Source organism: Bittarella massiliensis (ex Durand et al. 2017) (assembly GCF_017566145.1).
GTDB lineage: Bacteria > Bacillota > Clostridia > Oscillospirales > Ruminococcaceae > Bittarella > Bittarella massiliensis_A.
In genome coordinates this window covers 1-217 of sequence record NZ_JABFCL010000274.1, presented here as the reverse complement: position 1 = coordinate 217, position 217 = coordinate 1, and the positions used below count along the sequence as shown (strand labels likewise).

At 39.2% G+C, this 217-nt stretch carries 1 protein-coding gene; it reads left to right on the top strand.

Going from position 1 to position 217, the window contains the following annotated elements; genetic code table 11:
• Positions 1-5: 5 nt before the first annotated feature.
• Positions 6-217, top strand: a 212-nt coding sequence (gene pgk / locus HJY11_RS14315; protein WP_208076540.1) for a phosphoglycerate kinase, incomplete at its 3' end; no start/stop codon positions are given.

Here is a 217-nt window from a genome sequence, read left to right as displayed (position 1 = left end):
TTCTAATGGATAAAAAAAACCTGTGTGATTTAGACGTTGCCGGTCAAAAAGTTCTGGTACGTGTCGACTATAATGTGCCGATGGACGAAACTGGTAAGATTACCGATGATACCAGAATTTGTGCTTCGTTAGAAACTATCAAATATTTACTGGAGCATAAAGCTGCGGTCATTTTGATGGCGCATTTAGGCCGTCCTAAAGGACAAGTTAATATCAA